The sequence below is a fragment of the Streptomyces sp. BK208 genome (genome assembly GCF_004364245.1).
GTDB lineage: Bacteria > Actinomycetota > Actinomycetes > Streptomycetales > Streptomycetaceae > Streptomyces.
This window is the reverse complement of sequence record NZ_SOAV01000006.1, coordinates 252194-277807: the sequence shown is the minus strand read 5'-3', so window position 1 is coordinate 277807 and position 25614 is coordinate 252194. Positions and strand designations below refer to the sequence as shown.

Sequence of the window (25614 nt, the reverse complement as noted above, 5' to 3'; positions counted from 1 at the left end):
TCAATCAGTTCTGAAAAAAGAAATGATGGTCTCCGCCGGGTTTGTCAAGCGCCCGGTAACGCTCCATTGTGCCGTACCCTGCCTGGGTATTGTCCCATCCAAAGTTGACGAGGTTCCGGCTTCGCTCCTCCGGAGTCATCCCCTTGGGGGCACCTGCATGGAAGTGAGGCCCCGCCGGATCGTGAGTATGCTCCACGATCACGCGAGATCCGTTGTCCGTTTCGAATTGTCGAAAGTTTCCCCAGTGCGTCGGGTCCTTCGAATAGACATACCCCGGCATATTCTTGTAACTCTTGTCACCCATAACGAGCCACTCAGCGTCCGGCGTGGACCCGTGCGGGACGCCGGCGACCTCAAAGGCGGCCTTCTCCGCGTCAGCCCTGCTACTGAACGGATTCCCACGCTCTCCCAGAGGGTAATCCGGGGCGAGACCGAGAACGTCCGTGTCTATCAATGGGTTACGGACATAGGTGAACGGGTTCGGAGCCGGAGAAAGACCCAGCGGGTCCGAAGTGACGTATCTACCGGTTTCCGGGTCGTAGTGCCGGAAGTAGTTGTAGTGGAGTCCGGACTCGGGGTCGTAGTACTGACCCGGCCACCGGAGAGGCGTATAGGCGCTGCTCTCCTTCGGCCAGGCAGTAACCCCCCAAAGAGTGCGCCGGGCGCGCCACGCCACCGTGCCCGATTCGTCTACGAGATCGGTGGGGGTACCGATGCCGTCGGTGACGATCGCGAAGAAGCGAGAATCGATCTCCTCCTGAGGCACATGGGCGACGCTGAGGCGCTCCGCTTGTGCGACGACCTGCTGCCCCCGGTGGTCCCAGGTCAGTGTGACTTGGCGCGAGGTGGCGGGGGCCAGCGTCGTCTGTTCACACAGTTTCGACGCGTCCCAGGTGAAGTCGACTCGCTCGATGACGGCCTTCCCGTCAGCTGCCATGCGCGACTTGGCGGTGCGGCGACCCAACGGGTCGTACTCATACCGCCAGAGCGTGCCGTCCGGGGTCGTGACTGAGGTAAGGCGATCCTCTGCGTCCCACACGTACCGCCAAGTGCTTCTTCGGCCGGACAGATGCATCTTCTGGCGTACGACGATCCGACCTAGCGCATCGTGCTGGTATCTCACGCGTCCAGCCCTCAAGAGGCGTGAGCCCCTGTAGACGCGCTCGCCCAGCGCGTCCTCACCCGGGTGGCCTTCCGGCCAGGACGCCGACATCTGATTGCCGGCTCCGTCGTAGGCGTACCGCTCTGTCCACTGATGGGCGTGGACCGCCGTGACCCGTCCCACCGGGTCGAGTCGGAAGCGACGCAGACCGGCATGTCGGTCGTCCACGGCGCTGATGCAGCCGTCCGCGCGGTAGGTGAACACGCGGTGCCGCACCTCCGCGTCCTGTGCCGTCACATGTTGACTCACCAACCTGCCGGAGGCGTCGTACTCGTGAGCGAAGGCCAGGTCTGTGTCGCGGATGTGGCGGGTGAGCTCTCGACCGACTTCATCGAAGGTGAAGTTGATTTCTCGGCCTGCGAACACCATGGCGGTGGGGTTGCCCAAGGCGTCGTACCGCCACGTGCTTCGTACTCCGCCGGGGGTCTCACGACCCGTGCGCCGCCCCACGGCGTCGTAGTCGTACGTGAGAGCGCGCCCGTTGACGGACTCTCGAAGCAGTCGGCCTTGCCTGTCGTATCGGCGCTCGAGCGTGGTTACCGGGCTGACGGCTTGCACCATTCGGCCCGCGGGATCGTAGGCGTACGTCGTGACGAGGCCGTCGGCGTCCTTCCGTACCATCTGGCCCATCGCGTCACGCTCGAAACGAATCCTCTGGCCCTGCGCGTGGTGGCGGGATACGAGCCGGGACGCCGCATCGTATGTGTAGGTGAGCGTGTGGCCGTCGAATCCGGTCTCCGCAACCAGTCTGCCGGCCGCGTCGTACTCGTACCGCCACGTGAGGCCAGTGGGTCCGGTTACGCGTGTGACGCGCAGGCCGGCGTCGTGAGCGAACTCGTAGCGGGCACCATCGGGTGTGGTTCGAGCGGTCAGCAGGTCGAAGTGCGTGAACTCGTAGTGGGTGACCCCGCCCAACGCATCGGTATGGCTGGTGCAATTCCCTTCACCGTCGTACGTCCAGGACTCCGCCGTTCCGTCGGGAGCCGTGCGGCGTAGCAGACGCCCTTCCACTGTCCACTCGAAGCGGGTCTGCGCTCCAGTCGGTTCGGTAATGCCGACCGGACGGCCAAAAGCGTCTCGCTCGTAACGAGTGACTCCGCCATGAGGGTCGGTGATCTCCAAAGGGAGTCCCGCCCGGTCACATCGGACGGCGGTGGCGTGTCCCAGCGGGTCAGCCACGGATGTGAGCCGCCCCGCTTCGTCATAGGTGAAATAGGTGGCGTTTCCGGCTCGGTCGACCTCCGTCGTCCGATTTCCCCGCTCGTCGTACAGATGCTGTTGCACCAGGTCGTCGGCCCCCACGAGTCGCTCCATCAGGGACAACTCGTTGTATTGCGCCCGAATTATGTGGCCGTCGGGGCGCAGGACTCGGAGGGGCTGGCCGTACTCGTTGTTCTCCCATCGCGTCACGTGGTTCAGAGCGTCCGCCCAGGAGACGACATGATGATGGTCGTCGTAACCGGTGCGTTGTATGTGGCCCAGGGCATCAACCTCGGCCACCACTTGACACCTGTCATTGACGACGAATCGACTGGCCGCGCCCTCAGCGGTCGTAAGGGTGGTGACGCGGCAACCGGGCCACTCGGGATCGGAGCCGCCGTAGTCGAGACTCAGGGCGAAATGGCCTGCCTCACCGCCTGCTGTGACGCAGCGGTCACTGTTGTCGTAGGCATACGCGTATGTGTGACCGTTCGTGTCCGTCCACGAGGTGAGGCGCAGTCGTTCGTCGTACGAGAAGAGAAGGGGGAGCCCGGAGGAGTTGATCGTTTCGGTGAGGTTGCCGTCGCTGTACTCGTATCGCTTAATCACGAGGTCCGAGCCGTCTGCAGCGGCACCGGCCAGACTCAGCTCCGTGACCCGGCCGGACGAAGTCGTCACGTTCAGGTGATAGCCGGCGGAATGACGAATCGAGAGAGGACTGCCGTACGGGTCGTGGTCGAACGTGATCGTGTTCTGGTTTCGGTCAGTGATATGTGAGAGCAGGGCGATGCGGTCCGCCCTCGGAAAGCAGAAGTGACGGAACTGTCCGGTCAGCGGGTCCTCGACCCGGTAACCCCCGTCCTCCAGTCGCGTTAGTGGCTGTCGGGGCCCAATCGAAGGCAAGACAGGAATCCCTGCGGCCTCGGGGTGGGGATACTCCAGTAGGAGCCCGTCCTCGGTGACTAGGAGGATGCCCTCTTCATCGACCTCGAGGCGCTGGTCGATGGTGGAGGCCCAGGTTGGTCCGAACCACCATCCGCATCGGTAGTCGGAGGCGACTCGACGGGTGAATGTCAGGGGCAGCAGTCCCGGCAGCGTCACATCTGTCTGCGGCAGGTACACAGCCCCCGTGGCGAAGTCGATGGGGTCGCTGCCCTTGGAACGGACGACGGACTTGACACGGTTGTAAGCGCCCTTGGCTCCGTCGACGACCATGCCGCGGGCGTTCTTGCCCAAGCCGCGCATGGCCAGCCCCATGCCCTTGAGGCCGCCCTTGATCCCCTTCATGGCAGCCATGCCGCCCTTGAGTCCCTTGGCGAGGCCGCCGAGGGTGGTCAGGCCCTTCATGCCGGGTATGCAGTCCAGGGCCGCCAGCCCCACGTCCCACAGGGATGCCTGGCCCTTGCTGTATTTGTAGAGCGTGTCCGCGAGGACGACGAGGGCCGCGACCAGGACGATCGCACCGAGGATCGGGCCGCCGATGACCATCGCGATGATGCCGACGACCGCGACGACGACCTTGCAGACCGCGACGATGGTGTCCCAGTTGTCGGAGAACCAGTCGCCGACGTCCTCCCACCACGACCGGTTCTGGATACCCGCGTCGGACGCCTCGTCGATCTTGTTCTTCGCCTCCCGCGCCGCGTCGTCGCGCATCTTGCGCGCGTCCTCGGCCAGCTTCTTCGCCGCGTCCAGCGCGCCCTGCGCGGAGTCCACCGCCGACCGCGCGTTGGTCTGCGCGGTCCTGGCGTGCTGGGCGTCACGGGTGGCGGCGCGGACCTTCGCCTCGTCCGGCTCGTCAGCGTCCGACTTGCTGCCCGTCGGATCGTCCTTGTACTTGTCCGCCTCCTTCGACGCCCGCGTCACCCACGAGTCCGCCGACGACAGCTTCGACTGCGCCGAGGCCAGGTCGGCACGGGCCTCCCGCGCCTTGATCAGCGCCTTGTCCGCCAAGGCCTGCGCCCGCTCCAGCTTCGGCCAGAAATCCGCGAGCGCGTCACCGCACATCCCGTACGACTTCTCCAGCTTCTTCAAGTTCTTCGGAACACCCGAGAACTCCTCCTTGAAGACCGCCGCCGACTTCCCCGCCCACTCGGCCAGAGTGGACTCCCCCGCCATCCCCTTCACCAGACGCAACGCCTCCGACACGTCGTCGGCGAAATCGTGCAACGTCTTCGCGAGCGTGCGCACCCGCTGCGGATCCCCCGGCGTCGGGTCCTTGTCCAGGTCCAGGACATGCCAGTCACTCGGCCTGTGGCCCACCATCCCCGCAACCCCCGTCGACTCACGTGCCGCACCAGCAACCACCCGTACGCACACGTGAACCTACAAGGCACGCAAGTTCGACGAAAGACGCCTCTGATTTCCGAGTCGACTCGCGGAGAGGCCGGCGGAGGTGCTCAGTCGCGGTCGAGCGTCAAAGGCGCGACGGCATCATCTGCGCACCGCCTTCCAGGCGTCGATCACCGCGTAGGCAAGGCTCAGCCGCCACGCGTCCAGCTTGTTCAGGACCGTTGAGACAACGCTCCAGCACTTCAGCCATGGCGGGAGACTTCGGAACGGTACGAAGGTCAGGGTGTCGTCGATGGCGTCGCCCGCGAGGCTCCTGCGGCCCGGGCCTTCCGCTCGCAGTGCTGAGTACAGCTCCGGCGTCAACGTGCCGTTGAGACGAGCCGCCGTTCCGGCCGCGGTGAAGGCGAATCCTCGCTGGGCGATGTCCGGGAGCTGCGTCGCTCGGACAATCCGGGGTGACGCTTCCTCCAGCGAGCAGTTGAAGGCGAGTCCGATGGCCGCCGTGCCGAGGCTTCTCTCCCCGCGCTCGAACGCGGCGTCCCACTCCGCCGGCTCGTTCAGGGACAGCAGTCCTTCGCCGGTCTCCCAGTTCCAGTGCGTCGACGACATGGTCAGTCCGCCCAGGGGATGCGCACCGGCTCGCGTGCCGGCTCCGGCGGGAGCGTTTCGGTGGGCTCGCGCCGCGTCGGCGTCATCGCGGCAGCGTCCAGAACGCCGAGTCCCGGGGCGGCGCCGGGCGGATCGGCAGTCGGGAGAAGTCGATGTGGGCGTCGGCCTCCGGGTCGCCGGTGGGAGGGAGCAGGTGGTCGCCGCGGTCGTAGTAGGCGGGGAGGGCCCAGAACTCGGGGGCCTCGTGGCACAGGAGGTCCGGGTAGGGGTCGACCTCCAGGTCGGCGTACTGGCGGTTGATCCTCGCCACCGCCTCCGGGCGGCAGATGCCGCAGCGGTCCACGAGGACGTCGGCCATGTCCCGGAAGTACTCCAGCATTCCCTCGTCCAGGTCGAGGACGAACTCGGCGGTCACCGCTCCCCCGCTCCCGTCAGTCCACGAACCGGAACGTCGACGTGATCGCGTCGAAGATGTCGAAGAAGGAGTCCGCGAGGTCGAGGACCTGGCTGCTGCCCGCGACCAGGGCGACCTTGCCCTGCTGGCCGGGGACCGGGATGTAGGTCTGCATGAGGACCGCGCGGACCGTGCGGTTCAGGGCGTCGTCCGGGACCGGGATGTCCTCCACGCCCTGGGTACGGGCGGCGGGGCCGACGCCGGGGATGTCGACCGTGGTGACCTTGCGCCAGGAGTCGCCGGGTTTCCTGGCCTCCTTGACCGCCAGCTGGCCGGCGATGGCGGCCGGGTCGGTGGGGAGGGGGTCGCCGGAGGACGTGCGGCCGCCGACCAGGGAGACCGTGACCGAGCCGGTGATCGGGGTGTCGCCGCCGAAGCTCTCCGCCATGCAGCCGCAGTACAGCGCGCCCGACTTCCAGGCGTCGGACGCCGCCTTCTGGAGGAAGGTGACGTAGGCGGAGCGGGAGGGCTTCAGCTCAGGGTGCCGGCGTATTCGTTCGTCGACCATGCGGCGGATCGAGTCGTCCCGGGACTCCGGACGTACGTCGAACTCCCACCACGACTCCGGGACCTTGATGCGGAAACCGCCCCGTTCGACGGTCAGTGCCTCCGTGTAACGGGCCATGTCGTGCCCGGCCTCCCCGCTCGTCACTCGATCGACTGTTGCGCGCCATCGTCCCATTGCCGGGCGGCCGGGCGTCGTCGCTGTCCGGTGCGTGGGGACGGGGCGGCATGAGGCGCGCGACCCGGTGCAGGTAATCGTTCATCCGTTTGCAGGAAAATCTGTCGTGGCCGCTGTAGACATTCGGCTGCTGCTGTGGTTACTCTTCTCTTGTAGCCAAGAAGTCCGTGAGGCGCGGCAGAGACGAACTGCCCGCATGTGGAAGAGCAACATCAGCAACACCGGCAAGATCGCAGTACCTGGAAGTACGGCACGGAAAGAGAAGGAGGAGGACGCCATCAGGATCGCCCGGGCGAGAACGTTCTCACCGGGTACCGCAGGCCCCGGAACGGAAGGTGGTCCCACGGTCACGCATCCGCGATCCCTCAACTGCCCGCCCCCCGACGAGGGACGGGCGGGAATCAGAAGGCCGGCAGTGCAGTAGGCCGGCAGATGGTGTTACAAATCCCTCGGGGCCCTGGTGCCGTACGGCACCAGGGCCCCTCGACGCATTCCTCCGACAGAGACGCACGACAGAGGTGCACAACAGAGGTGCAGATGACCGCGGACAGACCGCTGGACCGGATCGACGACGACGACTACCCCGCGTACACCATGGGGCGGGCGGCCGAGATGCTGGGCACCACGCCCGCCTTCCTGCGGGCCCTCGGCGAAGCCCGGCTGATCACGCCCCTGCGCTCGGAGGGCGGCCACCGTCGCTACTCCCGGTACCAGCTGCGCATCGCCGCTCGCGCCCGCGAGATGGTCGACCAGGGGACGGCCATCGAGGCCGCCTGCCGCATCATCATCCTGGAAGACCAGTTGGAAGAGGCTCAGCGGATCAACGCGGAGCTGCGACGCGGTGGCGCCGTGGCGTCCGGGGACAAGCCGGGGAGTGCCGTCCGTCCTGCCGGCTAGTGCCGCAGACCGGGCCACCCGGACGGGCGGGCCTGCGGATAAAATCCGTTCTCATGTCGAAGCCTGATGAGCTGCTCATTGACATCGCCGCCCGTGTGGAGTCCGCGCAGAGCAGTCGAATGTCGTTGACCGTGGTCACCCATGGTGCTGTCATCACCGGTCGCCTGGCCCCCGAGTCCGTGTGGCGGCAGAGGGTGTCGGAGGTACTGACCGGCTCCACCGACCTGGGCGCCTTCTCCGCCGTCTTCGACGCTCCGGCGGAGAAGGAGGAAGCACCCACCCACCTGCACTTCCACGTCGCCCGGATCCTCCAGGGCACGATGGGCATCCCGGAGACGGGCGGGATGTACCGGGTGGCGATCGAGGACGTCAGCGCCTGGACCGTGGGGGACTTCAGCTACTCGGACCACTGACGCCCCGTACCGCCGCGCCCTCGCCCTTTCGCCGGGTGTCCCGTACGGCCGACCGGGCCGTACGGGGCACCCCCTGCGCGGTGCCGTCCCTCAGATGACGCCCTGCGCCAGCATCGCGTCGGCCACCCGCTCGAAGCCCGCGATGTTCGCACCGGTGACGTAGTCGCCGGGGGCGTCGTAGCGTTCGGCGGTCTCGTGGCAGGTGGTGTGGATGCTGGTCATGATCGACGCCAGCTCCTCCTCCACGCGCTCCGCCGTCCACGCCGTACGGGCGTGGTTCTGCGCCATCTCCAGGGCGCTGACCGCGACGCCGCCCGCGTTGGCCGCCTTGCCGGGGCCGAAGGCGACGCCGGCCTGCTGGAGGAGGTGGACGGCCTCCGGGGTCGTCGGCATGTTCGCGCCCTCGGAGACCGCCTTCACGCCGTTGCGGATCAGCGCGGCGGCGTCGTTCTCGTCGAGTTCGTTCTGCGTGGCCGACGGAAGGGCCAGGTCCGCCGGGACCTCCCAGACCCGGCCACCCGGCACGAAGCGGGCGGAGGAACCCCGACGCTCGGCGTACGCGTCGACGCGGCCGCGCTCGACCTCCTTGATCTGCTTGAGCAGGTCCAGGTCGATGCCCTTCTCGTCGACGACGTAGCCGGAGGAGTCCGAGCAGGTGATGGCGTTGGCGCCGAGGGCGGTCAGCTTCTCGATGGTGTAGATCGCCACGTTGCCGGAGCCCGAGACGACCGCGGTCTGGCCCTCCAGGTCCTCCCCGCGCTCGCGCAGCATCGCCGCCGCGAAGAGCACGTTGCCGTAGCCCGTCGCCTCCGGGCGGATCAGGGAGCCGCCCCAGCCCCGGCCCTTGCCGGTGAGGACGCCGGCCTCCCAGCGGTTGGTGATGCGGCGGTACTGCCCGAAGAGGTAGCCGATCTCGCGGCCGCCGACGCCGATGTCACCGGCCGGGACGTCCGTGTGCTCGCCGATGTGGCGGTACAGCTCGGTCATGAACGACTGGCAGAACCGCATGACCTCGGCGTCGCTGCGCCCGTGCGGATCGAAGTCGCTGCCGCCCTTGCCGCCGCCGATGCCGAGACCGGTCAGCGCGTTCTTGAAGATCTGCTCGAAGCCCAGGAACTTGATGACGCCCAGGTTGACCGACGGGTGGAAGCGCAGCCCGCCCTTGTACGGGCCCAGCGCGCTGTTGAACTCGACGCGGAAGCCCCGGTTGACGCGGACCCGGCCCTGGTCGTCCTGCCACGGCACCCGGAAGAGCACCTGGCGCTCCGGCTCGACCAGCCGCTCGACGAGTCCCGGCTCGGCGTACTCGGGGCGGGCGGCGATCACCGGTGCGAGGGTTTCCAGGACCTCGTGGGCGGCCTGGTGGAACTCCGGCTGGGCCGGGTTGCGGTGCTCGATCTCGGTGAGCAGGTGGTCGAGGGTGGTCCGCGTCTCGCTTCGCGTCGTCACAGGGGCCCTTTCTCGCACGGCAGGCACCGGTCGCATGCAGCGGCCGGTGAGGGGCGCTCGGCGCCGTTGCCGCGCGCGGGACACTTAAGTGTTACGCGCATGTAAACCCCATGGCCAGCACCCGATCACTGGATGAGACGAAGTCCTCCCGGACCGGCTACGGATACGGATACGGATACGGCGCCACGGGCGTCGGCGTCGGCGTCGGCGCCGACTGCGATCATCACAGCCCGGGGGCTACGGTCGGGGCTGCGGCTCGCCGTTGAGCATCTCGGCGGTCAGGACGTTGCCCGCCACGCCCCAGCCGCCGTCGGGGACCTCGTCGACGAGGACGACGGTCGTGGGACGGGCCCGTTCGCCGTAGATCTCGGCGTAGAGGTCGGTGGTGCGCTCGACGATCTTCTTCTTGTCCTCCGGCGTGATCGTGCCCGCGGGGACCTTGAAGTGGGCGAAGGGCATGTCAGACCAGCCCTCCGTTGGCGCGCAGGACCTGGCCGTTCACCCAGTGCCCGGCGGGGCTGCCCAGGAAGGCGACCACGGCGGCGATGTCCTCCGGGGTGCCCAGCCGCTCCAGCGGCGGTGTCTTCGCGAGCCGGTCGATCTGCTCGGGCGTCTTGCCGTCGAGGAACAGGTCGGTGGCCGTCGGGCCGGGGGCGACCGTGTTCACGGTGATGTCCCGCCCGCGCAGCTCCCGCGCCAGGATCATCGTCATCGCCTCGACCGCGCCCTTGCTCGCCGCGTAGGCGCCGTACGTGGGGAACTGCGCGCCGACCACGGAGGTCGAGAAGCCGATGAACGAACCTCCCGGTCGCAGTCGTCGCGCCGCCTGCTGGGCGACGACGAAGGTGCCGCGGATGTTGGTGCGGTGCATGGCGTCCAGGGCCGCCAGGTCCAGGTCGGCGATGGGCGACAGGGTCATCCGCCCGGCGGCGTTCACGACCACGTCGACGCCGCCGAAGTCCGCCTCCGCCCGGTCGAACAGCGCGGCGACCTCCTTCTCCTCCGCCACGTCGGCCTGTACGGCGACGGCCCGTCCGCCGGCCTCGGTGATCGCCGCCACCGTCTCGTCGGCGGCCGCGGCCCCTCGGGCGTAGTTCACGACGACGGCCAGGCCGTCCTCGGCGAGTTTTTGCGCGACCGCCCGGCCGATGCCGCGCGATCCGCCGGTGACGATCGCCACGCGGGCGTCCGCCGCTGTGTTCTGGTTCGTGTTCGTGGTCATGCGTCCACGATGCGCCCGGTCGGCCGACGCAGCCAGGGGATGTCACCCCATGGGTCACCGTCCCCGGCGGGCGCAGAATGGACCGCATGAGCGCTGTGAAGTACGCCGAGCTGGGGTCGTTCCTGCGGTCGCGGCGTGAGCGCATCCGCCCCGCCGACGTGGGCCTCCCGGCCGGGCCGCGCCGCCGGGTGCCGGGGCTGCGCCGCGAGGAGGTCGCCCAGCTCGCCGGGGCCTCCGTGGACTACTACAACGAGCTGGAGCGCGGCGCCGGGTCCCAGCCGTCCGAGCAGATGATCGCCGCGCTGTCCCGCGCCCTGCGGCTGTCCGCCGACGAGCGGGACTACCTGTACCGGCTCGCCGACCGGCCGGTGCCCGTGGAGGGCGGGGCCGCTTCGCACGTCCACCCCGGCATGCTGGACCTCCTCGGGCGGATGACGTCGACACCGGCGCAGGTGATCACCGACCTGCACGTCACCCTCGTACAGAATCCGCTGGCCGTGGCGCTGCTCGGGGACCAGTCCGGTTTCCGCGGGCCCCGGGCCAGCCTCGTGCACCGGTGGTTCACCGAGCCGGACGCCCGGCGCCTGTATCCGGAGGCCGACCACGAGGGCAAGTCCCGGTCCTTCGTCGCCGACCTGCGGGCCGCCGCCGCGCGGCGGGACTCGAAGGACGCCGAGGTCGGCTCGATGATCCGTACGCTGCTCGGCGTCTCCCCCGAGTTCGCCGCGCTGTGGGCCGACCACGAGGTGGCCTTCCGGCGGCGGGAGGACCGCAAACGCCTCGTGCATCCCACCCTGGGCCTGATCGAGGTCAACTGCCTCAATCTCTTCAGCGAGGACGGGCGGCAGCGGCTCCTCTGGTTCACTCCGGCCGTCGGGACGGACAGCGCGGGGCTGCTGGAGCTGCTCTCGGTGGTCGGCACACAGGAGGTCGTCGAGCCGACGGTCAGCGCTGCGACGCGTACGGCAGGAACGTCGCCCAGGCGGCGGGGGTGAGGGTCAGACGGGGGCCGTCGGTGCTTTTGGAGTCACGGACGTGGACGGTGCCGGGGGTGAGGGCCAGTTCGACGCAGGAGTTGCCGTCGGTACCGCTGCTGTAGCTGCTCTTGAACCAGACCAGTTCGGTCTCGCGGATCATGTTTCTCCCAGCAGTTCTTCGATGAAGGCGAGCGACTCTCTGGGTGGGAGAGCCTGCGCCCGGATGGTGCCATACCGCAGCTCGAGGATGCGTAGCTCCCTCGGCTCAGCGGTCGGCCGACCGTTGAACGCACCGTCGCTGCGCCCAACGGCCGTACCGTCCGGGAACTTCAGCAGCTCGATCTTGCCGTCCACGCCCGGGTGGGCGTCCGTGTTCGTCGGCATCACCTGAAGCGAGACGTGGTTCAACCTCCCCACCTCCAACAGGCGTTCGAGTTGGCACTGCCACACCATTGTGCCGCCAACGGGCCGACGCAGCGGGGCCTCTTCCAGGACGAAGTGGATCGACGGTGCGGGATCGCGCTCGAAGACCGACTGCCGCGCCAGGCGGGCGGCCACCATGCGCTGTACGTCGTCCGAACAGTACGGCGGCTGCGCGGCCTCCATCAGCGCGCGAGCGTGATCCGGTGTCTGCAAGAGCCCGTGGACGCTGTTGCACTCGTAGATGCCGATCTCGACCGCCTTCCCCTCCAGCTTCCCCAGCTCCCGCACCTTCTTCGGGTACCGGACCTTCTTCACGTCCTCCCAGGCCGCCGAGAGGAGCCCGCCGGCCCCCAGCACCTCGTCGGCCCTGTCCAGGTACTCCTGCCGGGGAATCCGCTTGCCGCCCTCGACCTTGTAGACGAGGTCCTCCCCGTACCCGACCGCCACGCCGAAATCGCCCGCCCGCATGCCCGCCGCCTCGCGGCGCAGCCTCAACTGCCGTCCCACCGTGGCGATGACCGCGACACCCCACTCGTCGTCGGGGTCGACCTCCCACCCCGACTCGTCCGTCCGGACCGTCATCCCGCACCCCTTCGTCGCGCTCGCCGTGCTGCCCCCAGCGCCCTACCCGCACGCACCGCCCCGACAGCACCGACACCGCTGGACAACCACCGGACAGTCACCGTACGTACCCGCTGAGTCACTTCTCACGGTACGCACACACCGCCACGCTGAGTGACGTGAACCAGAAATCCCCCGAACTCACGGCCCGTGTCCGCAACTTCAGCGTGCAGCTCTCCCCGACGCCACGCGGAGCCCGGCTGGCCCGCCTGCTCGCGACCGAGCAGCTCCGCTCCTGGGGCCTGCCCCTGGACCCGGCCCGCCTCCTGGTCGCCGAGCTGGCCAACAACGCGGCGGACCACGGGCGGGTCCCCGGTCGGGACTTCCGGCTCACGCTCTACGTCGTCGGCGACACGCTCCGCATCGAGGTCACCGACACCCGGGGCCAGGAACTTCCCCGCCCCCAGCATCCCTCCCCCGACGCCGAGTCCGGCCGTGGCCTGCTGCTGGTGGAGGCGTTGGCGCACCGGTGGGGGGTGACCGAGGGCCGGTTCCCGCGCAAGACGGTCTGGGCGGAGCTGCCCTGTGCGCCACCGGAACCCGCGTTCTGAGGCTCCGGTGCCGTCGGTGCCCTACGAAGAGCCGGACGCGCCCGAAGACATTGCCGCCCCCGTCGTCGAATTCACCGCACACCGGCTGGGCAATCGCCCGGCCAGGCACCTCTGGAGGAATCCGGTGGCCGTGGACCTCTCCTTCTACAAGTCGTACATCTCCGAAGAGATCCGCGACGAAGGCCGCGAACAGGGCCGTGCCCAGCAGGGCGCCCGGGATGTGCTGCCGGTCCTGGAACAGCGTGGCCTCGACATCCCTGACGGTGTCCGTACGCGCATCACGGAGTGCGGCGATCCCGAGGTTCTCCGTCACTGGCTCGCACGGGCCGTGACCGCCCCCTCGGCCGAGGCCGTCTTCGGGGGCGCGTAGCCCTCCTCCCGCTCACGCCACCGTGGACACGCAGAACGGATGCCCCGCCGGATCCAGCAGCACCCGCCAGCGGTCCGGCGACGGCTGGAACTCCGGCTTCGTCGCGCCCAGGGCGAGCAGGCGGGCCTCCCCCGCGTCCAGGTCGGCGACGCCGACGTCGATGTGGGCCTGCTTCTCCTGGCCGGTGCCGGTGCCCGGCCAGGTGGGCGGGCGGTAGCCGGGGAGGCGGTGGAAGCCGAGGCCGGGTGCGCCGTCACCGCCGCCGAGGAGGTAGAAGTCGTCGGTGTGGAAGGCGACGTCCAGGCCGAGGGCCTCGCCCCAGAAGCGGGCCAGCTCGGCGGGGTCGGAACAGTCGAAGGTGACGGCCGAGTAGCGGAAGGCCGGGGCCGTGGGCGCGGGAGTGTTCTCCGTCGTCGTCATGGCAGCGACCGTAGGACGTGACCAGGACAGGTTCGGTCCTGGTCGGCTCCCGGTACGTGGCAGACTTCGCAGCCGTGCTCAGTACTTCCGCCCGGCTGCTGCGGCTGGTCTCCCTGCTCGCCGTCCGTCCCGCCTGGACCTGCGGGGAGCTGGCCGAGCGGATGGAGGTCACGGAGCGGACCGTGCGGCGGGACGTGGCGCGGTTGCGCGAGCTGGGGTACACCGTCGACTCCGACCCGGGCCCGTGGGGCGGGTACCGGCTGCGTCCGGGGACGCGTACGCCGCCGTTGATCCTGGACGACGAGGAGGCCCTCGCCGTGGCCGTCGGGCTGCGGGAGGCCGCCCTGAGCGGGGCGCTCGGCGGGGACCAGGCGGCGCTGTCCGCGCTGCTGAAGCTGCGGCAGGTGCTGCCCAGGCGGCTGGGCGACCGGCTCGGGGACATGGACGCCGCGTTCGTGCAGACGCCGCGGGCCGGTGAGCCGCAGGTCGTGGCGGGGACGCTGCTGGAGCTGGCGGCCGCGTGCCGGCGGGGCGAGCGGGCCCGGATGGCGTACCGGGACTGGGAGGGGCGGGCCAGTGTCCGGGACGTCGACCCGTACCGGCTCGTGCACACCGGGCGGCGCTGGTACTTCGTGGCGCGGGACGTCGAGCGGGGTGAGTGGCGGACCTTCCGGGCCGACCGGGTCGAGCGGGTGCAGCCGACCGGGCGGGCCGTCGAGTTCACCGACCCGCCGCCCGATCCGGCGCTGCTCGTGTCCCGCGCGAGCGCGACCGGGCCGTACGCGCTGCTGGCCACCGTCCGTCTTCCGGTGTCCATGGAGCAGGCGCTGCGGCTGATCCCCGCCACGGTCGGGCTGCACCGGGCCGACGGTCCGGACGCCACCGTCGTCGAGGTCGGCGGGTCGAGCGCGGAGGGACTGGCCGGGTATCTGTTCAGTCTCGCCACGCCGTTGCGCGTGCTGGCGCCGGACTCCGTGCGGGAGGCGCTGGTGCACCGGACCCGGGAGATGCTCGCCGCGAACGACGGCACGGGTACTTGAAGTTTCCTCCACAGGTCCGTACCAACCCCTTGCCCCGGTCCTCACCGCGTCGCAAGCTCCCCTCATGGAGCTGGAGTTGCGGCATCTCAAGACGGTCCGGGCCATCGCCGACGCCGGGAGCCTGACCAGGGCGGCGACGGCACTCGGCCTCGCGCAGCCCGCGCTGAGCGCACAGCTCAAGCGGATCGAACGGGCCCTGGGAGGCGCGCTGTTCGTCCGCGGACGGCACGGCGTCCGGGCCACCGCGCTGGGCGAGCTGGTGCTGGAGCGGAGCCGGATCGTGCTGCCCGCGGTGACCGAGCTGCAGCAGGAGGCGGCCCGGTTCGCCCGGGCGCCGCGCACGGCGGAGCGGCTGCGGATCGGCGGCACCCACGGGCCCTTGCTGGGCGCCCTCCTCGACCGGCTGGCCGGCGTCGCGCCCGACGCCCGGATGACGACGTGCACCTCCTGGTCCGAGCGGGAGCTGGCCGGGCAGCTCGCCGAGGGCAGGCTGGACTTCGCCCTGGCGGGGACGTGCGGCACCGCCTCGCCGCCCGCCGGTGCGGGGCTGGTGTGGCGGGAGGTCGCCGTGGACCCGGTGTTCGTCATGGTGCCGGACGGCCATCCGCTCGCCGACCGCGCCGAGGTCGACCTGACGGAACTGGCCGACGAGGAGTGGGCCTGCGTACCCGGCGACGGCTGTTTCGGCGACTGCTTCACCGCGTCCTGCGCCCGCTCCGGTTTCACCCCGCGCCGCATGTACGAGACGGACACCGCCTCGCTCGTGCACCTGGTGCAGGTGGGGCGGGCGGTCGGGCTGTGCCGGGCGACCTTCCCCACCACGCCCCGGATCGTGACCCGCCCGCTCGCCGGGACGCCGCTGACCTGGCGGCACCTGCTCGGCTGGCACGCGGCGACGCAGCGCCGGGAGACCGCCGACGCCGTGCTCTCCCAGGCGCGCATGGCACACGCGGGCGTGGCGGCGAGCAGCGACAGCTACACGGAGTGGATGTCGGCGCACCGGGTTCCCTGACGCCTCCCGCCGCCCCTGCGGTACGGCATCCATAACGCCGGGGAGGGGGACGACTGAGGTCTTATGGCGGCCGGTCGTCGCTCCCTACGGTTTCGGCACCTCCCCACCGAGACCGAGGAGACCCCCATGCCCCACCGACCCCGACCCCGGCACCACAGAGCCGTGGGTGCCGCCGTCGCCGCGACCGCGGCCCTGCTCGTGGCCGGGCTCAGCGGCTCCGCGAGCGCCGGGACGGCACCCGTCGGCCCAGCCCCCACCGCCGCCGAGTCCCTGCGCACCGACGCCGCGCCGCCCGCTCTGCTGAAGGCGATGCGGCGCGATCTCGGCCTCGACCGGGGGCAGGCGGAGCGCCGTCTCGGCAACGAGGCCGAGGCGGGGGCCACGGCGGCCCGGCTGCGGCTCGCGCTCGGCGGTGACTTCGCGGGGGCGTGGGTGAGCGGTGCCGAGTCCGGCACCCTGACCGTCGCGACGACCGACGCGGGCGACGTCCCCGCGATCGAGGCCCGGGGCGCCGAGGCGAAGGTCGTACGCCACTCGCTCGCCGACCTGGACGCGGCCAAGGCCCGCCTGGACCGCGCCGCGACACGGCGCGACACGGCCGACGCGCCCGTCTGGTACGTCGACACCCGCACCAACACCGTCGTCGTCGAGGCGATACGCCCGGCGGCGGCGCGTTCACTGCTGGCGGCGGCAGGGGTCGACCGTTCCCTCGCCCGCGTCGAGAGCCGCACGGAGCGGCCCCGCACCTTCTACGACCTGCGCGGCGGCGAGGCGTACTACATCAACAACAGCAGCCGCTGCTCGATCGGCTTCCCCGTCACCAAGGGCACCCGGCAGGGCTTCGCGACCGCGGGCCACTGCGGCCGGGCGGGCGCCGGTACGACGGGCGCCAACCGGGTGGCCCAGGGCACCTTCCAGGGCTCGATCTTCCCGGGCCGCGACATGGCGTGGGTGGCCACCGACTCCAGCTGGACGGCGACCCCGTACGTCCTGGGCTCCGGTGGGCAGAACGTCCAGGTCACCGGCTCCACGGCGGCTCCGGTCGGCGCGTCCGTCTGCCGCTCCGGCTCCACGACGGGCTGGCACTGCGGCACCGTCGCGCAGCTGAACACCAGCGTCACCTACCAGGAGGGCACCATCTCCCCGGTGACCAGGACCACGGTGTGCGCCGAACCCGGCGACTCCGGGGGCTCCTTCATCTCCGGGAGCCAGGCGCAGGGGGTCACCTCGGGCGGCTCCGGCGACTGCCGGTCCGGCGGCGAGACCTTCTTCCAGCCGATCAACGCGCTGCTCCAGAACTACGGGCTCACGCTCAGGACGACCGGCGGCGACGGCGGCGAGGACCCCGGCGAGCCGGGCGGCACCTGGGCGGCGGGCACCGTCTACCAGCCGGGAGACACCGTGACGTACGGCGGCGCCACCTACCGCTGCCTCCAGGGCCACCAGGCCTACGCGGGCTGGGAGCCGCCGAACGTCCCCGCGCTCTGGCAGCGGATGTGACACCCCACTGCCCCCCACAGGGGACAACGGGGGACGGGTCCGGGCGTGCGTGAGGGAGAGCGCCCGGGCCCGGTCACGTCGGCGCGTGGCCCCGGGCTCGCGCGCCTCAGGTGCGGGTGACCTGACCGCAGCCTCCCGACCCGGAACCGGTGACGGGCCGGTGGCGGTCGTAGGGGTCGGTCGGGGGGCCGGTGGGCCGCTCGCCGCCGGGACCGTCGTCGTCGGGGAAGCCGGGGTGCAGGTAGCCGTCGTGCACGGCGCAACTGGTGTTGCCGTACTCGGAGAAGTACTTCTCCATCAGGAGCTTGCCCTCGGTCACGTCCCAGCGGGCCGGGTCGTTCAGGGTCAGGGTGATATCGCGGCGGATGACGGTGCGCGCGACCGGTCCGTGGGAGTCGTTCGCCCGCACCAGCGGGTAGACGAAGCTGTAGTCCGCGTTGACCTTCACGACGCCCGGTTCGCCGGCGGCGAGCGTCATCCGGCCGCGGACCTTGACGGCGTCGCCGAGCAGCCGGGTCTCGGCCGGGTCGAAGCGGGTGAAGAGCCGGAGCGGGTCGTGGTCCTCGTCGGGGCTGCTCAGGGAGCGGCGCAGCTTCGGCAGCAGCTCCGGCTGCTTCGGGTCCAGCACGTCCAGCGCGTCGTCCGGCCGTCCGCCGCGCAGGACGGCGGGGTCCAGGTTGGCGGCGACCAGGAGTTCCTTGGTGCGGCGCAGCGCGAAGGCCACGTCGTCCTCGCTCAGGCCGGACAGCGCCTTCGCCTCCGGCACCTCGATGGCGTCGGCGCCCTCGGCCCACCGCTCGGCGGGCGAACCCCGGAACGGGTGCTCGCGGGTGGCCTGCTCCGCCCCGCCGGCCTCGGCGGGAGCGCCGGTCGGCCGCGCCGTCTCGGCCGCGAGCGTCGCCGGCGCGGAGCCGTCGTCGCCGCCGGGGAGCCGGTCGAGGACCAGCGAGGGCCGTACGGCGACCAGGGCGAGCGCCGCCAGCACCACCACGCCGGCGACCGCGCCCACCCGGCGACGGCCGGTGCGGCGGTCACCCTTCGGGGAGCGTGGAGGTGCACGCCAGGGCGTCGGCTCCTCCTGGTCCCGCAGCCGCGCGGCCACCATCCGGGCCCGCGCCGACGGCTCCTTGGGCGCGGGGGCGCCACCGCCCTCGGCGGCCTCCCGCAGGAACGCCTCCAACTGCTCGTCGGATATCGAGGGGGCCGGTTCGTCGCCGGGACGGTCGGAGGGCGGGACGGTGCTCACGGGCTCGCTTTCCTGGTGACGGTGTGCCGGGTGAGGCCCCGGAAGGGGCCCTCGGGGGAGATCCGGCGGTCAATCGTGCCGTCGGACGGAGGTGAGTGCCGGTCGGTGCGGGATCTGTGACCGAATCCGCACACCTGTCACGCAGAGCCGCGTCACCCCCGCAGGTACGCCAGCACCGCCAGCACCCTGCGGTGGGTCTCGGTCGCCGGGGGCAGGTCGAGCTTGGTGAGGATGCTGCCGATGTGCTTGCCCACGGCGGCCTCGGAGACGACGAGTCCGCGGGCGATCGCCGCGTTGGACCTGCCCTCCGCGATCAGCGCGAGCACCTCCCGCTCACGCGGGCTGAGCCGCTCCAGCGGGTCCCGGCGGCGGCGCAGCAACTGGCGTACGACCTCCGGGTCGACGACCGTGCCGCCGGCCGCGACCTCGGCCAGCGCGTCGACGAACTCCTCGACCTGGCCGACGCGGTCCTTGAGCAGATAGCCGACGCCGGTGCCGTCGCCTGAGTCCAGCAGGTCGGAGACGTAGGCGCGTTGCACGTACTGGCTGAGGACCAGGACGGGCAGGGCGGGCCGCTCCCCGCGCAGGCGTACGGCCGCGCGCAGACCCTCGTCCTGGAAGCCGGGCGGCATGCGGACGTCGGTGACGACGATGTCCGGGCCGTGTTCCGCCACGGCCGCGACGAGGGCGTCGGCGTCGCCGACGGCCGCCACCACCTGGTGGCCGAAGCGGGCGAGCAGGCCGCTCAAACCGTCCCGCAGCAGCACGCTGTCCTCGGCCAGTACTACGCGAAGCGTTCGGTCCACTCGCAAGGAATCTCCACGCGCAACAGGGTCGGGCCGCCCGGCGGGCTGGACAGCGAGAGTCTGCCATCCAGGACCGACACCCGGTCGGCCAGACCGGTCAGGCCGCTGCCGGCACGGGCCTCCTCGGCGTCCGCGCAACCGGCACCGGGACCGACACCGGCCTCGGTCCCAGTCCCAGTCCCGGCCTCGGCCTCGGCCTCGGTCCCAGCCCCCGTCCCGGCCTCGGCACCGGGACCGGCCACGGCGCCGCCCCGGCCGTCGTCGCGGACCTCCAGGCGCAGCCGTCCGTCCCGGTGCCCGCCGGTCACCTCGGCCCGGTCGGCACCGCTGTGCTTCGCCACGTTGGCGAGGGCCTCGCAGACCACGAAGTAGGCGGCGGCCTCGACCGCCCGGGGCAGCCGGCCGGGCAGCTCCAGACGGACGTCCACGGGGACGGCGGAGCGGTCGGCGGCGTCCTCGACGGCCGCCGACAGGCCGTGGTCGGTGAGGACCTTAGGGTGGATGCCGCGGATCAGCTCACGCAGCTCCTCCAGGGCCCGGCCCGCCTCCCCGTGGGCCCTGGCCAGCTGATCGGCCAGCGGGCCGGGCGGTGCGTCGAGGCGGGCCAGGCCCAGGGTCATCGACAGGGCGACCAGGCGCTGTTGGGCACCGTCGTGCAGGTCGCGTTCGATCCGGCGGCGTTCGGCGTCGAAGGCGTCCACCAACCGGACGCGGGAGCGGGTGAGTTCGACGACCCGTGCGTCCAGGCCCGCCTCACGCGGGGCGTCCAGCAGGACCCGGGCGAGGGCGGCCCGGGCGCCCGCCGCGAGGCCCAGCGCGTAGGCGCCCAGGACGAGCAGCGGCAGACCGAGCAGGGCCACTCCGAACGCCTCCGGCCAGGTGGTGACCGTCCACAGCTTGAGCACCTTGGCATCCTCGCCGTCGCCGACGGTGGCCATCAGCAGCGGGGTGGCGAGGGTGGCGAGCGGAAGCAGCAGGACGGCGACGGCGACCAGGGCGTCCCACGGCCAGAGCACGAGGGCGAACAGCAGGGCATGGCCCAGGTCACGCCAGGTCGCGGGCTCGCGCAGGCGGGTGGTGAGCCAGGGCCAGGGACCGAAGGCGGTGGGCTGCCGCCGGGGCCGGCCGGGCGCGGGGACACGGTCGGCCAGCCGCAGCCGAAGCCTCTCCAGCCGGGCCACGGGCAGGCCCGCCAAGGCGACGAGCACCAGGATCGGCAGCCCCACGACGACGACCGAGAGGACACCGCCGACGGTCACCACGACCAGCAGCCCCACCAGGGTCACGGCACCGGTCACCGCGCCGGTGAGCAGGTAGGCGGCCGCACGCCAGGGCCAGGCCGACAGCAGGAAGCCGGGGGCGGGCAGGGCCTGCCACACGTTTCGGGGGCGCATGCGGATCACCGTAGGACCACGGTGCGCGGACCGGCCATCGGCCCGGACATAGCAACGGGGGTAGGGCCTGCCATACCCCCGTTCTCTCCCCTGCCGCACTGCGCCGGTGCCGCCCCGCGCGGTTTCGTGAGGGCACCGGACACCCGGCGCCACCCGGCACCGGCCAGGGCGGCCGGCCCTGAAGTACCGGCCCTGAAGTACCGGCCCAGAAGTACCGACCGAGAAGTGGGGACAGATGACCAGCGACGAGGCGATCCGGCTGCACGCCGTCAGCAGGCGGTACGGCGCGGGCGACAGCGCCGTGACGGCCCTCGACGAGGTCTCCCTCGTCTTCCCGCGCGGCTCCTTCACCGCCGTCATGGGCCCCTCCGGCTCGGGCAAGTCGACGCTCCTCCAGTGCGCGGCCGGCCTGGACCGGCCCACTTCGGGGTCGGTCGTCGTCGGCGGCACGGAGCTGACGGGACTGAGCGAGCGGCGGCTGACGCTGCTGCGCCGCGAGCGCATCGGGTTCGTCTTCCAGTCGTACAACCTGCTGCCGTCCCTGACCGCCGCGCAGAACGTGGCGCTCCCCCTGCGCCTGGCGGGCCGCCGCCCGTCCCGGTCCCGGGTGCGCGAGGTGCTGGACCGGGTCGGCCTCGCCGACCGCGCCCGGCACCGGCCGGCCGAGCTGTCGGGCGGCCAGCAGCAACGCGTCGCGCTGGCCCGCGCCCTGATCACCCGTCCCGACGTGCTCTTCGGTGACGAACCGACCGGCGCCCTGGACACGCGGACCGGCCGGGAGGTGCTGGCCCTGCTGCGCGGCATGGTCGACCGCGAGGGCCAGACGGTCGTCATGGTCACGCACGACCCGGTCGCCGCGTCCTGCGCCGACCGCGTGGTCTTCCTGGTCGACGGCCGCCCGGACGGCGAGCTGACCGGTGCGGACGCGGACGCCGTCGCCGCCCGCATGACCCGGCTGGAGGCCCTCCCGTGCTGACCCTGACCCTGCGGACCCTGCGCACCCGCTGGACCACCTTCACCGGCAGCTTCGTCGCCCTGTCCCTGGGCGTCGCGCTGCTCGCGGTGACGGGGCTGGCGCTCGCCTCCTCGCGGGACGCGCCGGACCGCGCGCCGGAACGGTTCGCCGCCGCGCCGGTCGTGGTCCGCGGGCCGGACATACTGCGGGTGGGCACGCCGATCGGCGACCGTACCCAGCGGCTCGCCCAGCCGCGTGCCGTGCCCGCCGGAACGGTCGCCGGCCTGCGGCGGCTGAGCCGGGTCGTCGAGGACCGCTCCTTCCCGGTGCGCAGCGAGGCCGGGCCCGCCGACCTGGTGGGGCACCCGTGGTCCACCGCCGCGTTCGCCCCGTACGAGATCGACACGGGCCGTGCCCCGCGCGCCGCGGGCGAGGTCGTCGTCAGCGGCGACTGGGCCGCGCCCGGCGAGCGGCTCCGCACGGACCGGGGTGCCGTGGAGGTCGTCGGCACGGTGGCCGGCCGCGGCTTCGAGCACGCCGTCTTCTACACCGACGCCCAGGCCGCCCGGCTCTCCCCCGTCAGTCTCCAGCTCGTGGTCGACGCGGACCCGGCGGCGGTGCGGGAGGCGGTACGCGGCAGCGCGGGCGTGCGGGTGCTGACCGGGGGCGACCGCCGGTACGCCGACGCGGACCCCGAACGGGACCGCGAGGCGCTGACCGCGATGAACTCCCTGTTCGGCACGGCCGGCGGCGTCTGCGCCTTCGTGTCGGTGTTCGTCGTGGCGTCCACCTTCGCCTTCGCGGTGGCACAGCGGCGGCGTGAGTTCGGCCTGCTCCGCACCGCCGGGGCGACGCCCGGGCAGGTGCGCCGGACGGTGCTGGCCGAGGGCCTGGCGGTGGGCGTCCTCGCCTCGGCGGCCGGCTGCCTGCTCGGTTCGTACGGCGCCCCGCACCTGGCCTCGTGGGTGGTCGGCGAGGGCCTGGCACCGGCCTGGTTCACCATCGGCGACCACACGTGGCCGTACCACGCGGCGTTCTGGACCGGCCTGCTCGTCGCCCTGGGCGGCGTGACCGCGGCGTCCTGGCGGGCCGGCCGGACCGGCCCCGCGCAGTCACTGCGGGAGGCGTCCGGGGAGCCGGCGGCCATGACCCGGGGGCGGTGGCTGTGCGGCGCGGCGCTGCTGCTGACCGCGCTGGTGACACTCGCCCTCGCCCTCGCCGACGGCCCCGGAGAGCTGCTGCACCGCAAGACGTACGTGCTCCGCCCGATGCTGCTGATCACCGCCGCCGCGCTGCTCGCCCCCGCCGTGGTGCGCCCGCTGACCCGCCTGCTGACCTGGCTGCCGAGTCTGCTCCCGGGGGCGGCGGGCATGCTGGTGCGGGAGAACGCCGCCACCGGCACCCGCCGCACGGCCGCCGTCGCGGCACCCGTCCTGGTCACGGTCGCCCTCGCGGGCTCGCTGCTGGGCGCCACCGCGACGCTGAACGAGGCCGGCGCGAGTGAGACCCGCGAGCGGACCGCCGCGGACTACGTGGTCTCGGCGCCGCACGGCGGCGGCTTCGACCCGGCGACGGTGGACCGGCTGCGCGCCGTCCCGGGGGCGGCTGCCGTCTCCCCCTCCTCCTCGACCGCCGTGTACGTCCTGGAAGAGGGAGTGGCCCTCGTCAGGTCCGGCGCGCGGGCCGTCGCCGACCCCGCGTCCCTCCCCGCCACCACCCGGCTGCCGCTCACCGCGGGCAGCGCGACCGGCCTCGACGACGGCTCGATCGTCGTCAACGAGGAATGGGAGCGGCACACCGTCGGCCAACGGGTGCGGGTGTGGCTCGGCGACGGCACCGAGCGGACCCTGCGCATCGCCGCCGTGATGGCCACCGGAACCGGTGACAACGGCGTCTACGTCACCGCAGCCAACGCCCCGGGCGCCGCGGTCGACCGGGTGGACGTCACGGTCGCGGCCGGCGCCGACGCCGGTGCGGTGGCCGACGCCCTGCGCCAGGCGGCGGGGCCGGCCGGCGGGCAGGTGTCGAGCCGGGACGAGTGGGTCGGGGCCACCTACCCGGCGACCGACGGCCCGACCCGGATCGGCCTCTTCCTGATCCTCGGCATCGCCCTCCTCTACACCGGCATCTCCCTGGTCAACACCATGGTGATGGCCACCTCCGACCGGGCACGGGAGCTGGCGGCACTGCGGCTGGCGGGCGCCGGCCGGGGGCAGGTGCTGCGGCTGGTCGGCGCCGAGTCGCTGACCGTGGTGGCGGTCGGCGCGCTGCTCGGCCTGGCCGCGGCCGGCGTCAACCTGGCCGGCATGTGGAGCGCGCTGCGCCTGCTGTCGGTGCGCAGCGCCCCCCGGCTGCCCTGGACCGTCCTCGCCGGAGTCGTCGGCGGCTGCGCGGTACTGGCCGTCACCGCGTCGGTGATCACGGCCTGGCCGGCCCTGCGCCGCCGCCCCGTGGAACAGGCGGCGCTACGGGAGTGACGCCCACGGGCCGCACCCACGCGAAAGGGCCCGCACGACCGAAGTCGTGCGGGCCCTTCCTCAGGCATCAGCCCATGTCAGGTCAGTGACCGACAAGCAAGCGAACTTACTTGTTGATCTTGGTGACCTGGCCGGCGCCCACGGTCCGGCCACCCTCGCGGATGGCGAACTTCAGGCCCTCTTCCATGGCGACGGGCTGGATGAGCTCCACCTTCATCTCGGTGTTGTCACCCGGCATGACCATCTCGGTGCCCTCGGGGAGGGTCACGACGCCGGTCACGTCCGTCGTACGGAAGTAGAACTGCGGACGGTAGTTGTTGAAGAAGGGGGTGTGACGGCCACCCTCGTCCTTCGACAGGATGTAGGCCTGGGCCTCGAACTCGGTGTGCGGGGTGACCGAGCCCGGCTTGATGATGACCTGGCCGCGCTCGACGTCCTCGCGCTTGATGCCACGGAGGAGCAGACCGACGTTCTCACCGGCCTGGCCCTCGTCGAGGAGCTTGCGGAACATCTCGATGCCGGTGACCGTGGTGGTGGTCTTCTCGGTCTTGATGCCGATGATGTCGACGGTCTCGTTGACCTTGAGGACACCACGCTCGATGCGGCCGGTGACGACCGTACCGCGACCGGTGATGGTGAAGACGTCCTCGATCGGCATCAGGAACGGCTTGTCGACGTCGCGCTCGGGCTCCGGGATGGACTCGTCCACGGCCTTCATGAGCTCGAGGACCGAGTTGCCCCACTCCTTGTCGCCCTCGAGGGCCTTCAGAGCGGAGACCTTGACGACCGGAAGCTCGTCGCCCGGGAACTCGTACTCGGAGAGGAGCTCACGCACCTCGAGCTCGACGAGCTCCAGGATCTCCTCGTCGTCCACCATGTCGGCCTTGTTCAGGGCGACGACGATGTACGGAACGCCGACCTGGCGGGCCAGGAGCACGTGCTCCTTGGTCTGCGGCATCGGGCCGTCGGTGGCGGCGACCACGAGGATGGCGCCGTCCATCTGCGCCGCACCCGTGATCATGTTCTTGATGTAGTCGGCGTGACCGGGGCAGTCGACGTGGGCGTAGTGACGCGCCTCGGTCTGGTACTCGACGTGCGCGATCGAGATGGTGATACCGCGCTGGCGCTCTTCGGGAGCCTTGTCGATCTGGTCGAACGCCGAAGCCTCGTTGATGTCCGGGTACGCGTCGTGCAGCACCTTGGTAATGGCGGCCGTGAGGGTCGTCTTACCGTGGTCGATGTGACCGATGGTGCCGATGTTGACGTGCGGCTTAGTCCGCTCGAACTTCGCCTTCGCCACTGGGGTCCTCCTGTGGAGTGGTTCTGTACGCCTTACTCATCGGCGCCAGGTGATCTTTGCTGGAAAGCCCGGGTGCCGGGGGCATTCCGCCGGTTTCGCGGCGGAATGCCCCATGCAGGCTCCGGGGTCAAGCCTAAAGCGT

Annotated in this window: 23 protein-coding genes and 1 pseudogene; 10 read left to right on the top strand and 14 right to left on the bottom strand. The window is 71.4% G+C overall.

The annotated features are described in order from the left end of the window. Window positions 1-4 precede the first annotated feature (4 nt). The 4 genes from EV562_RS17210 to EV562_RS17195 form a co-directional block, all read right to left on the bottom strand. Window positions 5-4627, bottom strand: coding sequence for a DUF6531 domain-containing protein (locus tag EV562_RS17210; RefSeq protein ID WP_133887690.1), 4623 nt, complete (start codon window positions 4625-4627; stop codon window positions 5-7). Window positions 4628-4795: 168 nt separating this feature from the next. Then, window positions 4796-5263, bottom strand: coding sequence for a hypothetical protein (locus tag EV562_RS17205; RefSeq protein WP_133887689.1), 468 nt, complete (start codon window positions 5261-5263; stop codon window positions 4796-4798). A gap of 82 nt (window positions 5264-5345) precedes the next feature. Then, window positions 5346-5678 (bottom strand): hypothetical protein, encoded by a 333-nt coding sequence (locus EV562_RS17200; protein ID WP_133887688.1) that lies wholly within the window; start codon window positions 5676-5678, stop codon window positions 5346-5348. A 16-nt stretch (window positions 5679-5694) separates the two neighbouring features. Continuing rightward, entirely contained in the window at window positions 5695-6342 is a 648-nt protein-coding gene (locus EV562_RS17195; protein ID WP_133887869.1) for a hypothetical protein, read from the bottom strand. 594 nt (window positions 6343-6936) lie between these two features. Here EV562_RS17195 and EV562_RS17190 point away from each other — a divergent pair. Further along, on the top strand, window positions 6937-7296 hold the full coding sequence (locus EV562_RS17190; RefSeq protein WP_133887687.1) for a MerR family transcriptional regulator: 360 nt from the start codon (window positions 6937-6939) through the stop codon (window positions 7294-7296). Between the two features lie 53 nt (window positions 7297-7349). Then, on the top strand, window positions 7350-7709 hold the full coding sequence (locus EV562_RS17185; RefSeq protein WP_133887686.1) for a hypothetical protein: 360 nt from the start codon (window positions 7350-7352) through the stop codon (window positions 7707-7709). Between the two features lie 90 nt (window positions 7710-7799). Here the strand turns inward: EV562_RS17185 and gdhA are convergent, their stop codons facing one another. From gdhA to EV562_RS17170, 3 genes are all read right to left on the bottom strand, one after another. After that, on the bottom strand, window positions 7800-9158 hold the full coding sequence (gene gdhA / locus EV562_RS17180) for an NADP-specific glutamate dehydrogenase (protein WP_166661834.1): 1359 nt from the start codon (window positions 9156-9158) through the stop codon (window positions 7800-7802). 237 nt (window positions 9159-9395) lie between these two features. Further along, on the bottom strand, window positions 9396-9617 hold the full coding sequence (locus EV562_RS17175) for a 4-oxalocrotonate tautomerase family protein (protein ID WP_133887684.1): 222 nt from the start codon (window positions 9615-9617) through the stop codon (window positions 9396-9398). 1 nt (window position 9618) lies between these two features. Continuing rightward, on the bottom strand, window positions 9619-10380 hold the full coding sequence (locus EV562_RS17170) for an SDR family oxidoreductase (protein ID WP_133887683.1): 762 nt from the start codon (window positions 10378-10380) through the stop codon (window positions 9619-9621). Window positions 10381-10475: 95 nt separating this feature from the next. Here EV562_RS17170 and EV562_RS17165 point away from each other — a divergent pair, with 95 nt between their 5' ends. After that, window positions 10476-11375, top strand: coding sequence for a helix-turn-helix transcriptional regulator (locus tag EV562_RS17165; RefSeq protein WP_133887868.1), 900 nt, complete (start codon window positions 10476-10478; stop codon window positions 11373-11375). Here EV562_RS17165 and EV562_RS17160 read toward each other — a convergent pair. Both EV562_RS17160 and EV562_RS17155 read right to left on the bottom strand, forming a co-directional pair. Then, the gene (locus tag EV562_RS17160) at window positions 11326-11517 is read right to left on the bottom strand and encodes a DUF397 domain-containing protein (protein ID WP_133887682.1); all 192 of its coding nucleotides are present in this window, start codon (window positions 11515-11517) and stop codon (window positions 11326-11328) included. The genes EV562_RS17165 and EV562_RS17160 overlap by 50 nt on opposite strands. Continuing rightward, window positions 11514-12362: a helix-turn-helix transcriptional regulator gene (locus EV562_RS17155; protein WP_133887681.1), complete on the bottom strand. Its 849-nt coding sequence runs from the start codon at window positions 12360-12362 to the stop codon at window positions 11514-11516. The genes EV562_RS17160 and EV562_RS17155 overlap by 4 nt, the downstream gene beginning before the upstream one ends. Window positions 12363-12520: 158 nt before the next feature. On the opposite strand from EV562_RS17155, the gene EV562_RS17150 reads away from it, so the two are divergent. Next, entirely contained in the window at window positions 12521-12952 is a 432-nt protein-coding gene (locus EV562_RS17150) for an ATP-binding protein (protein ID WP_133887680.1), read from the top strand. Between the two features lie 34 nt (window positions 12953-12986). Then, window positions 12987-13322, top strand: a pseudogene (locus tag EV562_RS17145) (hypothetical protein); the annotation flags it as partial. Window positions 13323-13334: 12 nt separating this feature from the next. Here EV562_RS17145 and EV562_RS17140 read toward each other — a convergent pair. Continuing rightward, window positions 13335-13742, bottom strand: a complete 408-nt coding sequence (locus tag EV562_RS17140) for a VOC family protein (RefSeq protein WP_133887679.1) — start codon at window positions 13740-13742, stop codon at window positions 13335-13337. A gap of 56 nt (window positions 13743-13798) precedes the next feature. On the opposite strand from EV562_RS17140, the gene EV562_RS17135 reads away from it, so the two are divergent. From EV562_RS17135 to EV562_RS17125, 3 genes are all read left to right on the top strand, one after another. Next, window positions 13799-14782, top strand: a complete 984-nt coding sequence (locus EV562_RS17135; protein WP_133887678.1) for a YafY family protein — start codon at window positions 13799-13801, stop codon at window positions 14780-14782. Window positions 14783-14846: 64 nt separating this feature from the next. Continuing rightward, window positions 14847-15794 (top strand): LysR family transcriptional regulator, encoded by a 948-nt coding sequence (locus EV562_RS17130; RefSeq protein ID WP_133887677.1) that lies wholly within the window; start codon window positions 14847-14849, stop codon window positions 15792-15794. 126 nt (window positions 15795-15920) lie between these two features. After that, on the top strand, window positions 15921-17294 hold the full coding sequence (locus EV562_RS17125) for an alpha-lytic protease prodomain-containing protein (protein ID WP_133887676.1): 1374 nt from the start codon (window positions 15921-15923) through the stop codon (window positions 17292-17294). A 106-nt stretch (window positions 17295-17400) separates the two neighbouring features. Here EV562_RS17125 and EV562_RS17120 read toward each other — a convergent pair whose 3' ends face one another. The 3 genes from EV562_RS17120 to EV562_RS17110 form a co-directional block, all read right to left on the bottom strand. Continuing rightward, entirely contained in the window at window positions 17401-18540 is a 1140-nt protein-coding gene (locus tag EV562_RS17120; protein ID WP_133887675.1) for a hypothetical protein, read from the bottom strand. A gap of 152 nt (window positions 18541-18692) precedes the next feature. Further along, window positions 18693-19346, bottom strand: coding sequence for a response regulator transcription factor (locus tag EV562_RS17115; protein WP_133887674.1), 654 nt, complete (start codon window positions 19344-19346; stop codon window positions 18693-18695). Further along, complete coding sequence (locus tag EV562_RS17110; protein ID WP_133887673.1) at window positions 19325-20740, bottom strand: sensor domain-containing protein; 1416 nt, start codon at window positions 20738-20740, stop codon at window positions 19325-19327. Before EV562_RS17110 ends, EV562_RS17115 begins: the two co-directional genes overlap by 22 nt. 235 nt (window positions 20741-20975) lie before the next feature. On the opposite strand from EV562_RS17110, the gene EV562_RS17105 reads away from it, so the two are divergent. Further along, window positions 20976-21716: an ABC transporter ATP-binding protein gene (locus tag EV562_RS17105; RefSeq protein ID WP_133887672.1), complete on the top strand. Its 741-nt coding sequence runs from the start codon at window positions 20976-20978 to the stop codon at window positions 21714-21716. Continuing rightward, window positions 21710-24172, top strand: coding sequence for an ABC transporter permease (locus tag EV562_RS17100; RefSeq protein WP_133887671.1), 2463 nt, complete (start codon window positions 21710-21712; stop codon window positions 24170-24172). The genes EV562_RS17105 and EV562_RS17100 overlap by 7 nt, the downstream gene beginning before the upstream one ends. Before the next feature lie 106 nt (window positions 24173-24278). On the opposite strand, the gene tuf is transcribed toward EV562_RS17100, so the two are convergent. Beyond that, on the bottom strand, window positions 24279-25472 hold the full coding sequence (gene tuf / locus EV562_RS17095; protein ID WP_133887670.1) for an elongation factor Tu: 1194 nt from the start codon (window positions 25470-25472) through the stop codon (window positions 24279-24281). Window positions 25473-25614 lie beyond the last annotated feature (142 nt).

What these genes read in the sequence shown, in the direction of transcription:
- EV562_RS17140 (WP_133887679.1), bottom strand. Translation starts at nt 13,742, where the DNA reads ATGACGACGACGGAGAACACTCCCGCGCCCACGGCCCCGGCCTTCCGC.
- EV562_RS17190 (WP_133887687.1), top strand. Translation starts at nt 6,937, where the DNA reads ATGACCGCGGACAGACCGCTGGACCGGATCGACGACGACGACTACCCC.
- EV562_RS17110 (WP_133887673.1), bottom strand. Translation starts at nt 20,740, where the DNA reads ATGCGCCCCCGAAACGTGTGGCAGGCCCTGCCCGCCCCCGGCTTCCTG.
- EV562_RS17185 (WP_133887686.1), top strand. Translation starts at nt 7,350, where the DNA reads ATGTCGAAGCCTGATGAGCTGCTCATTGACATCGCCGCCCGTGTGGAG.
- EV562_RS17175 (WP_133887684.1), bottom strand. Translation starts at nt 9,617, where the DNA reads ATGCCCTTCGCCCACTTCAAGGTCCCCGCGGGCACGATCACGCCGGAG.
- EV562_RS17105 (WP_133887672.1), top strand. Translation starts at nt 20,976, where the DNA reads ATGACCAGCGACGAGGCGATCCGGCTGCACGCCGTCAGCAGGCGGTAC.
- EV562_RS17125 (WP_133887676.1), top strand. Translation starts at nt 15,921, where the DNA reads ATGCCCCACCGACCCCGACCCCGGCACCACAGAGCCGTGGGTGCCGCC.
- EV562_RS17195 (WP_133887869.1), bottom strand. Translation starts at nt 6,342, where the DNA reads ATGGCCCGTTACACGGAGGCACTGACCGTCGAACGGGGCGGTTTCCGC.
- EV562_RS17130 (WP_133887677.1), top strand. Translation starts at nt 14,847, where the DNA reads ATGGAGCTGGAGTTGCGGCATCTCAAGACGGTCCGGGCCATCGCCGAC.
- EV562_RS17205 (WP_133887689.1), bottom strand. Translation starts at nt 5,263, where the DNA reads ATGTCGTCGACGCACTGGAACTGGGAGACCGGCGAAGGACTGCTGTCC.
- EV562_RS17155 (WP_133887681.1), bottom strand. Translation starts at nt 12,362, where the DNA reads ATGACGGTCCGGACGGACGAGTCGGGGTGGGAGGTCGACCCCGACGAC.
- EV562_RS17170 (WP_133887683.1), bottom strand. Translation starts at nt 10,380, where the DNA reads ATGACCACGAACACGAACCAGAACACAGCGGCGGACGCCCGCGTGGCG.
- EV562_RS17160 (WP_133887682.1), bottom strand. Translation starts at nt 11,517, where the DNA reads ATGATCCGCGAGACCGAACTGGTCTGGTTCAAGAGCAGCTACAGCAGC.
- EV562_RS17210 (WP_133887690.1), bottom strand. Translation starts at nt 4,627, where the DNA reads ATGGTGGGCCACAGGCCGAGTGACTGGCATGTCCTGGACCTGGACAAG.